Here is a 9843-nt window from a genome sequence, read left to right as displayed (position 1 = left end):
TGAACCGTAAAACCGACAACAAAACCGTGCCGTAAGGAACAGCGAAGATGCGGACTATACGCCTACCAGAATATTTTGTCAAATACCGGAAAACAAAATATCCACAAACAAAAACTAAATCACTAAGGTGAAATGAAATTTACCCGGCATAAATACAACTGACCACTGGCTACTGAAGATACTTGCACAAAAAATAGCCGGGCAACTGTCCGGCTATGAATTCTTTCCACACTAAAACCATTCAGAACAATCCACTAATTACCCCATCATCATCCACATCAATTCGCTCTGCAGCCGGCACTTTTGGCAAACCTGGCATTTTCATCATATTGCCGCACAGCACCACAACAAACCCTGCTCCAGCAGACAACGTCAGCCCACGCACAATGATGCGGAAACCTTGTGGTGCGCCCAGCAACTTAGCATTATCACTGAATGAATATTGCGTTTTTGCCATACAAACGGGCAACTTGTCCCACCCCAATTTTTCCAAATTAGCGATATCAGCCAGCGCCTCCGCACTGAAATCCACATCATCTGCACCATAAATTCTCTGGGCAACCATGCGGATTTTTTCCGGGATACTTTGCTCTACTTCATAAGAGAAGCTAAATTGTGCAGATGATTGTTCGATAACAGCAGCTACTTTACGCGCCAAATCCTCACCACCGGCACCACCTTTACTCCACACTTCGGTAAATGATATTTCCGCACCACGTTGTCGGCAGGCTTCAGCCACCAAATTCAATTCGGCCTGAGTATCAACACTGAATCGGTTGAGCGCTACCACCACCGGCAAGCCAAACACATTTTTCAGATTATCAATATGACGCAACAGATTGGGTAACCCTTTTTCCAGTGCAGCCAGATTTTCACCGGACAACTCATCTTTTGGTAAGCCACCGTTATATTTCAATGCCCGCACGGTAGCCACTACCACTGCAGCATCCGGCCGTAAACCGGACAACCGGCACTTGATGTCACAGAATTTCTCGGCACCCAAATCCGCACCAAACCCAGCTTCGGTAACAGCATAATCGGCCAGATGACAAGCCAAGCGTGTGGCGATAACTGAATTGCAACCGTGGGCAATATTAGCGAACGGACCACCATGCACAAAAGCAGGCGTACCTCCAATAGTTTGAACAAGATTTGGCTTAATCGCATCTTTTAACAGCACCGCCATTGCACCTTGTGCTTTCAAATCGCGTGCATACACTGGACTACCGTCTTTGGCATACGCCACCAACATATTACCCAACCTCTGTTTGAGGTCGGCAACATCTTGGGCTAAACAGAATACCGCCATCACTTCGGAGGCAACAGTTATATCAAAACCATCATCACGCATCACACCATCGGTAGTTTTACCCAATCCCCCGATAATATTACGCAAATGGCGATCATTCATATCAACTGCACGCCGCCACAGAATCCGTTTTGGATCAATATTGAGCGCATTACCATGGTAGATATGATTGTCGATAAGAGCAGCCAAAAGGTTGTTTGCGGCACCAATAGCGTGAAAATCGCCAGTAAAGTGCAGGTTAATATCTTCCATTGGCAGCACTTGGGCATAGCCGCCACCAGCCGCACCGCCTTTGATACCAAACACAGGGCCGAGTGAAGGCTCACGCAGGGCAATGACAGCATTTTTACCGATGCGATTGAGCGCGTCGGCCAAGCCAATGGTTACTGTAGTTTTGCCTTCCCCGGCCGGTGTGGGGCTGATGGCAGTCACCAAAATTAGCTTACCTTGCTTTTCAGGTAGCCTGAATGCATCCACAGGATGGATTTTGGCTTTATATTTACCATAATGCTCCAACTGCTCCGGTTTCAAGCCGAGCTTGGCGGCGATTTCGTCAATATGCCGGATGGAGGCAGCTTGAGCAATTTGAACGTCGGACAATTGGGGCATAACGGTCTCCAAATAAAGAGTTGGAAAAGAAGAGCGTAGCTCTAGGTATTGTACTCTAAATTAGTTGATAAGAAGCGAATATTCATCATTATAGATACAACATATCATGTAATCACTAAAAAATATTGATGCAAAATGGCAAAGTGAAAGTTGAGATACAAACAAAAGGGCGGGTACGCCCCCGCCCTTCATCACTTCCTTTTTATACTCACTCAAACTTAACCCGTTATTTTCAAAGCCGGGAATAAGCCTCGCAAACCAGCCAATACAATCTCCACCGCAATTGCTGCCAGCAGCAGGCCAGACACGCGGTTGATGATCTTGATGCCAACACTGCCAAGTATTTTGCTCAGTCTGGCCGAACAGGCCAAAATCAAATAACAGGTTACCCCCACCATAAAACAGGCGGCCAGAAGTTGTAGTGCACCCACCCACGTTTCCACATGACTGCTATAAATGATAATGATAGAAAATCCGCCCGGACCAACGATAATCGGCGTAGCCATCGGCACCACGGCAAAGGTAAATTGTTTCTCCGGCGGCAGGCTTAAATGCTCCTTATTTAAATTAGGTTTCACCGGATTATCCTCGCCTCCCATCATGTTCATGGCAATCACAAATACTAAAATGCCACCAGCAATTTGGAAGGCCGGAATGCCGATGCCTAGAGCTTTCAACAACGGCGTACCAATTACCCCGGCCACCACCATACAGACAAAGGCGCTAATCGCTACCAGGCGCGCGGTTTTACGCTGCTCCTTCAAAGTAAAATCCACCGTTTTATCAACAAAATATCCAAGTGCAATCAATGGATTATTTAGAGCAATCAGGCCAGTGAACAAATACAGGATATGAGTAATCATCATTTCTCTCAAAACATCAAATCAGTCAGATAACAGCGCCACGGCTTCATCTACGCTCGGCATGGCTGCGAAGCGCCCACGCATAATATCGAAATTATGATGCTCATACAGCTCTTTAGCCGACCAGCGGCCATTATCCAGTGTACTGTTGGCACCTTCTGGCAAAATCACTTCAAAGCCCAAATCGCTGGCAGCCCGCACAGTAGTTTCCACACAGTATTCAGTCATCATACCAACCACCACTAAGCGCTCAACTCCGTTGCCACGCAGGTAATCCAGCAAATCCGTACCGCGAAAAGCGCTGCTATACCATTTATCCACTACTTTCTCACCGGCCTGCGGCGCAACAGCGGCAGCAATCTGCCAACCGGGCGAGTTTGGCGCAAAGGGCGAATCCGCCTCGTTATGCCGCACATAGATGACTTCGCGCCCATGCGTACGGGCAGCAAGCAACATTCGGCTGATGGCATCCAACATTTCCACCCCGCGATAAGCTCCCATATCCAGCAATGCCTGCTGGGTGTCTATAACCAACAAAACCATTTTCTTCATTATGCTCTTTCCGTGGCTAATACTACCTGAAAATACTCGCCGCAATAAAGCTTAAAATACCCATTTCTGATCTGAGTAACCAAAAAGAATACCCCTCAGCATTGGCCGGAGAACTGCCACTATTCTATACAGGCAATGCAACCTTTGCCATTACCAGACACCACACTATGTCAAATGTATTGCAGATTCAACACATATATCATATTTCTGCCAGCAAACATACAATCCGCAACAAAGGCTACCTGAAATTTCAGGTAGCCTCCACCGCCCTACATCTTGCTCTGCTGATTACTGATGCCCATCAACATAGCAACAATGATCATGATAGAAAGCGTGGCCGTGCCACCGTAACTCACCAATGGCAGCGGCACACCCACTACCGGCAGGATACCGCTCACCATGCCCATATTCACAAACACATAACAAAACAGCGTCATAGTGAGTGCACCGGCCAAGGTGCGGCTATAGAGCGTAGGGGCTTTGGCAGCAATATAGAGACCACGCCCCAACATGATGGCATACACCGATAGCAGCAGGAGATTGCCAATAAGACCGAACTCTTCACCATACACAGCGAAGATGAAATCCGTGGTGGACTCCGGGATATAGTCAAGATGCGTCTGTGTGCCATTGAGCCAGCCCTTACCCCACACGCCGCCGGAGCCGATAGCAGTCATTGACTGCAAAATATGGTAGCCCGCGCCGAGTGGGTCTTTAGTCGGATCGAGCAGGGTCAGCACGCGGGTGCGCTGGTAATCATGCATACCGTATTGCCACAACAGAGGCAGCGAAGCAAAAAAACCGACCACAGCCACCGCAATCACCCGCCATGGCAGCCCCGCAAAAAATATCACAAACAGCCCGGACGCCATAATCAACACAGCCGTACCCAAATCAGGCTGCTTCAAAATCAAGAAGCCCGGCACAACTATCAACACCAATGCAGCCAAATAATGCTGCCAGCCCAGCTCCGTTTCGTGTTTCTGCAGATACCACGCCACCGTCATTGGCAGCGCAATTTTCATCAACTCTGAGGGTTGCAAACGGATGATGCCCAAATTCAGCCATCGTTGCGAACCATTCACAATCACACCGAAAAAGTGCACCCCCACCAACATCAGCAGGCTCACCCCATACAGCACGATGGCAAAGTTGCTCAGCACCTGCGGCTGAGTACGGGCAATGCACCACAGCAGTACAAAGCCCACTATCGTGTGCAGGGTTTTGTTTTCCAGCTGGCCGATGTTCTGGCCGTCGGCCGAATACAGCAAAAATAGGCTCATCACATAGATGGCCAGCATGCTGTAAAACAGCCACATATCCATCGGATCCCAAATTTTCCGCCAGTAGCGGCGGATAGCGTGTTTAGACGGGTGCTGCATATTATCGGACCTCGGATGCGGCAGCCGGCAAGCTGCCTGAAACCGCCCGATAGGCAGACAGGGTGCGCACCGCTTGGACGTTAATCAGCGGATACTCTACCTGCCTCATCGCACTATCTCTCGGTACAGCAAGCTTGGGCATCGGCAGGTTTTTACCGTTTTCGCCCTGTAGTTGCATCAGGTAAAAATCGGCCAACTGGCGCGCCACCGGCGCGGCATTCGCACCCCAGCCACCGTTTTCTAGCAGCACAGCGATGGCGATTTTTGGATTCTGTGCCGGCGCAAAGGCAATAAACCAGGCATGGTCACGGTGGCGTTCGGCCAGCGCGGCCGCGTTATACGATGCGCCCTGCCGAATCTGCACCACCTGCGCTGTGCCGGTTTTGCCTCCCATGCTGTATTTCAGCCCCACGCCCATGCGCCAAGCCGTGCCGCCCGGGCGCAACACGCGCTCCATGCTTTGCTTCACAAAAGCGAAATATTCCGGCTTGAACGGTAGGGTGGCACTGGACTGGGTACCGACTAAAATGCGAGTTTGCTTTTGGTGGTCGGTGAGCTCGCGTACCAAGTGCGGGCGATACCTCACGCCGTTGTTGGCCAGTATGGCAGTGGCGTGCGCCATCTGTAGCGGCGTGTAAGCGTTATAGCCCTGCCCGATGCTGATAGTAACCATATCAGCGGCGCGCCACTGGCGGGCAGATTCATTGCGCGAATTGGCAAAACGGCGCGCCTTCCATTCGGGGCTAGGCAATATTCCTTTGTATTCATTAGGCAAATCAATGCCGGTTGGCTGGCCAAAGCCGAAGTGCGCCAAATAGGGATAAGCTTTTTCTATGCCCATTTCGTAGCCTAGGCGGTAGAAAAAGGTGTCGGATGATACTTGGATGGCCTTACCCAGATTGGCCGAACCGTGCCCGCTGCGCACCGAATCACGGAACTGGTGGCGGCTGCCGGGAATGCTCCACGCGCCGGGCGCAGGCAGCACAGTGTTGGGCGTAATCTGCCCGCTTTGCAACGCAGCCATGCCCATAAACGGCTTAAAGGTGGAGCCGGGCGGATACAGACCTTGGGTAACGCGGTTGATGAGCGGACGTTGCCAATCGTCGTTCAGGCTTTTCCACGTATCGCTGTCGATGCCGTCAATGAACAGGTTGGCATCGTAAGTCGGCTTCGATACCAAAACCAGCACACCGCCTGTTTGCGGATCAATAGCCACCACTGCGCCGCGCCGGTTGCCCAACAGTTCACTAGCTTTCTGCTGCATGCGGATGTCGAGCGACAGGCGCAGGGTCTGCCCGCTCGCGGCTGGTGCAGTTTTCAAGGTACGCACTATATTGCCCTGCGCATCTTTTTCCACTTCCTGATAACCGGGCACGCCATGCAGCTGCTGCTCGTAATAGTTCTCCAAACCCATTTTGCCGATGTGGGTGGTGCCGCGATAAAGCTCGTAGCGGTCTTCGCTTTCCAACTGGTCACGGTCTTTGTCGCTGATGCGGCCGATGTAGCCGATGATGTGAGTAGTGAGCCCACCGTAGGGATATTCGCGAAAAGTGCGTGCATTCACTTCCACACCTTTGAAGCGGAACAGCACCGCTGCCAACCGAGCGGCTTCTTCGGTGCTCAGTTTCAATTTCAGAGGGATGCGTTCGTAGGAGCGGGATTCGGCACGGAAACGCTGGAAGCGCTTCACATCGGCCTCGCTGATTTCCACATACGGGCGCAAAACCGGTATCAAATCCTCAACTTTCATCTCCAATTCGTTGGGGATGACTTCCAGTGAATAGGCTGGATAATTGTGAGCCAGTACCACGCCGTTCACATCGGTGATTTCACCGCGAATCGGCGGGGTAGGGATAAGGGAGATACGGTTGGCAACGGCCTTGTCCACAAATTCATCGTACCTGGCCACCTGAAGTCGCACAAACTGCCATACCAGCACGCTGAAGAATATTAAAATTATAGCAAATGCCACCATCAAGCGCAGCAGATAATCCTTCTGCCGGCTGCGGGACGGCGCTTTAGCGGGCGTGTAATGGCGGCGCGACTTCATTTACGGGAACGGCGGTAGTGGTCGATGGCGAGCATCATGTTGTTCAACTGCGGCCACAACAGGCCGGTGAGGAGCGAAGGCAGCCACAACCGCCACAAAGGAAACGGCTGCTGCTGAAATAGGCTGACCAGGAAAACCACCAGCTGGCTAACCAACACTGCACCCGCCACTGCTACGGCCTGCCAGCCGAAGGAATTGAGCACAACCTGCCGCCGGTTGCGTTCAATCAAAAATGCGGCCACACTATAAGCCAAGCCGTGCTGCCCCAGTAGTGAATTGGTGCCGATATCCACTAGCAAGCCAAGGCAGAACGCCACACCGATGCCGATAAGCCGTGGCCGGTGCAGCAGCCAATAAGCCAGCATTATCAATGTGAAATCAGGCAAAGGAAACACCCAGGGCGGGGGCACTGGGACGAAATCGAAGAGCAACGCCAGCAAAAAGCTGAATGCCACCCAGCATTTGGGTGTGGATTTTTTAAGCGGGGAGATCGGAGACATGCTTATTCCTGCGTATCTTGTTCGGTTAGCGGCTCGGAAGCGGCTTCAGGTAGCCTTGCAAACACTTGCGGCTTCTGCGGAATCACCAACACATAGCTGCTGCTGCTCAGACTGGCTGACGGCGTCAGCACAGTACGGTAATACGGCGTACCGGAATTTCGGTCAGCATGTGCCACTTTGGCAATCGGAATGCCGGCTGGGTAGATACTGTCAATGCCAGAAGTAACCAGCAAATCGCCCTCTTTCAATTCGGCCGACACTGGAAAATAACGCAAATCCAGCGTTTCACCGCGCCCGTACACCAGTGTGCGTACGCCGGTTTCAGCCACCATCGCCGGAATCACCGACTGGCGGTTGTTAATCAGCGCCACTTCCGCTGTGGCCGGCTGTACAGCGGTTACCTGGCCAATTAAGCCTTTTTCGTCACTCACCGGATCACCTACCTGAATCCCGCTGTTACTGCCTTTAGTAATCAACAGACGATCGGCTCGCGGGATACGGCCATTAGATACGATTTCCGCCAGCACTGCCTTGGGCGCAAGCAGCGGCTGCAAACGGTTCAGTGTTTTCAGCTCACTCAATTCGCGCACCGTCGGCGCTTGCAGCTGCAACTGCATATTCAGACGGGCATTTTCTTCTTTCAGGCGTGTGTTTTCGGCGAGTAGTTGCTGTTTGTCGCGCATAAATGCCATGCCGCCACTCACCCATTCTGCCGGCTGGCGTGCCACCCACTGCAAGGGATAAAGCCCAGTCGCTACATAAGATTTAGCCTGCCGCAATGCCGCATAACGGTTGTCCAGTACCATCAATGCCATTGAGACAATCCCCAGCAACACCAGCTTGCTGGTAGAACTGATAATCGGGCTGACAAAATTGATTTCTTGCGACATAAGGGAGAATAACAGGCAGGTTACCTGGAAACTGAAGACACCGTGCAGGCAGGTCTGACACAAAACAAACTTAAGTGGCATCCCGCGCCGATTCTGCAGCACATGGGATGCTACCAGGATAAATCAAGGATTGGGCACAAACACAGAGTTCATCTTGCCGATTAAATCCAGCGCCTTGCCGGAGCCACGCACCACACAGGTAAGCGGGTCCTCGGCAATGCTCACCGGCAAGCCAGTTTCCTCGGCCAGCAAACGATCCAAACCGTTGAGCAGTGCACCGCCACCGGTGAGCACTAGGCCACGGTCAGCAATATCTGCGCCCAATTCCGGCGGAGTCTGCTCCAATGCGTTTTTCACAGCCTGCACGATTTGGTTTAACGGCTCAGCCAAGGCTTCCAGCACCTCATTGGAACTGATAGTGAAAGCACGTGGGATACCTTCGGCCAGATTGCGTCCTTTGGCTTCGATTTCGCGCACGGCATTGCCCGGGAAGGCCGTGCCAATGGTTTTTTTGATTTCTTCAGCGGTGGCTTCACCAATCAGCATGCCGTAATTGCGGCGTACATAATTGATAATGGCTTCATCAAACGCATCACCTGCCACACGCACAGAATGGGAATACACCACACCAGACAAAGAGATGATGCCAACTTCGGTCGTACCACCACCGATGTCCACTACCATGGAGCCAGTCGGTTCTTCAATCGGCAAACCTGCACCGATGGCTGCTGCCATCGGCTCTTCAATCAGATTTACAGAGGCCGCACCAGCCTGTTGCGCCGAATCGTGAATCGCCTTGCGTTCCACCTGGGTTGAGCCGCAGGGCACGCAAATCACGATGCGCGGAGCGGCAGCAAAGCGACTGTTGTTCACCTTGCGGATAAAGTGCTTGAGCATTTTCTCGGTAACATTAAAGTCGGCAATCACCCCATCCTTCATCGGGCGCACCGCCTGAATGCCGCCTGGCGTACGCCCCAGCATACGCTTGGCTTCCGCACCCACCGCCACCGTGGCGTTCTTATTGTTGCTCATGTCGTTGGGGAGAGCCACCACCGAAGGCTCGTCCAAAACAATACCGCGGCCTTTGATGTAAATCAGGGTGTTGGCCGTACCTAAATCGATGGCCAAATCATTAGAGAAATATCTGGTGAGAAAGCGGAACATGCCTTAAATCCTAGCGTTTAAATACTGATGAATATTTTTAAAGAAACCTAACCTGCGGAGAAACCGGTGCTGCTTCGGGCAGCCCTAATTCTTGTGCCGTGCCGAGAAGCAGGCTTTTAGGCTATAATTTAAGCTTTGCAAGCTAGTCTCAATTGAAATATGCAATCATACCTGAGATTGAGCTGTTTGCTAAACATAATTTAAGGAATTTTTATGTCGCTTACACTTTCCGACGTTGAAAAAATCGCCCGCCTCTCGCGTTTGAGCCTGACCGAAGCTGAGAAAGCCACCACTCTCGACGAGCTAAATGGTATCTTCACCATGGTAGAGCAAATGCAGAGCGTGAACACTGACGGCATCGAACCGATGACCCACCCGCACGAACTCGCCCTGCGCCTGCGTGCCGACCAAATCACCGAAGCCGACCACACTGCCGAATACCAAGCCGTTGCCCCCGAAGTGCGCAACCGCCTGTATATCGTGCCGCAAGTAATTGAGGAATAAATTTTCAGGTAGTTTTTTCT

The 9843-nt window shown here is 51.7% G+C and carries 9 protein-coding genes; 1 reads left to right on the top strand and 8 read right to left on the bottom strand.

Going from position 1 to position 9843, the window contains the following annotated elements:
• Positions 1–241: 241 nt before the first annotated feature.
• From A7Q03_RS06020 to A7Q03_RS05985, 8 genes are all read right to left on the bottom strand, one after another.
• Positions 242–1918, bottom strand: a complete 1677-nt coding sequence (locus tag A7Q03_RS06020) for a formate--tetrahydrofolate ligase (RefSeq protein ID WP_067448198.1) — start codon at positions 1916–1918, stop codon at positions 242–244.
• Between the two features lie 218 nt (positions 1919–2136).
• Positions 2137–2784, bottom strand: coding sequence for a MarC family protein (locus tag A7Q03_RS06015; protein ID WP_231863741.1), 648 nt, complete (start codon positions 2782–2784; stop codon positions 2137–2139).
• Positions 2785–2802: 18 nt separating this feature from the next.
• Positions 2803–3333, bottom strand: coding sequence for a cysteine hydrolase family protein (locus tag A7Q03_RS06010; RefSeq protein WP_067441202.1), 531 nt, complete (start codon positions 3331–3333; stop codon positions 2803–2805).
• Positions 3334–3602: 269 nt separating this feature from the next.
• Positions 3603–4715, bottom strand: a complete 1113-nt coding sequence (gene rodA / locus A7Q03_RS06005) for a rod shape-determining protein RodA (protein WP_067448194.1) — start codon at positions 4713–4715, stop codon at positions 3603–3605.
• A 1-nt stretch (position 4716) separates the two neighbouring features.
• The gene (gene mrdA, locus A7Q03_RS06000) at positions 4717–6765 is read right to left on the bottom strand and encodes a penicillin-binding protein 2 (RefSeq protein ID WP_067448192.1); all 2049 of its coding nucleotides are present in this window, start codon (positions 6763–6765) and stop codon (positions 4717–4719) included.
• Positions 6762–7265 carry a rod shape-determining protein MreD gene (gene mreD, locus A7Q03_RS05995; protein WP_067448190.1) on the bottom strand — a complete coding sequence of 168 codons (504 nt, stop codon included), beginning with the start codon at positions 7263–7265 and terminating at the stop codon, positions 6762–6764. Before mreD ends, mrdA begins: the two co-directional genes overlap by 4 nt.
• A gap of 2 nt (positions 7266–7267) precedes the next feature.
• The gene (mreC, locus tag A7Q03_RS05990) at positions 7268–8155 is read right to left on the bottom strand and encodes a rod shape-determining protein MreC (RefSeq protein WP_067448188.1); all 888 of its coding nucleotides are present in this window, start codon (positions 8153–8155) and stop codon (positions 7268–7270) included.
• A 123-nt stretch (positions 8156–8278) separates the two neighbouring features.
• A complete protein-coding gene (locus A7Q03_RS05985; protein WP_067441210.1) occupies positions 8279–9319 on the bottom strand; it encodes a rod shape-determining protein in 1041 nt (346 codons plus the stop codon).
• 213 nt (positions 9320–9532) lie between these two features.
• On the opposite strand from A7Q03_RS05985, the gene gatC reads away from it, so the two are divergent.
• Positions 9533–9823, top strand: coding sequence for an Asp-tRNA(Asn)/Glu-tRNA(Gln) amidotransferase subunit GatC (gatC, locus tag A7Q03_RS05980; protein ID WP_067448186.1), 291 nt, complete (start codon positions 9533–9535; stop codon positions 9821–9823).
• Positions 9824–9843 lie beyond the last annotated feature (20 nt).

Source organism: Eikenella sp. NML99-0057, assembly GCF_001648535.1.
Taxonomy (GTDB): Bacteria; Pseudomonadota; Gammaproteobacteria; order Burkholderiales; family Neisseriaceae; genus Eikenella; species Eikenella exigua.
Note: the sequence above shows the minus strand (reverse complement) of the source record. Positions and strands in the feature narration are given on the sequence as shown.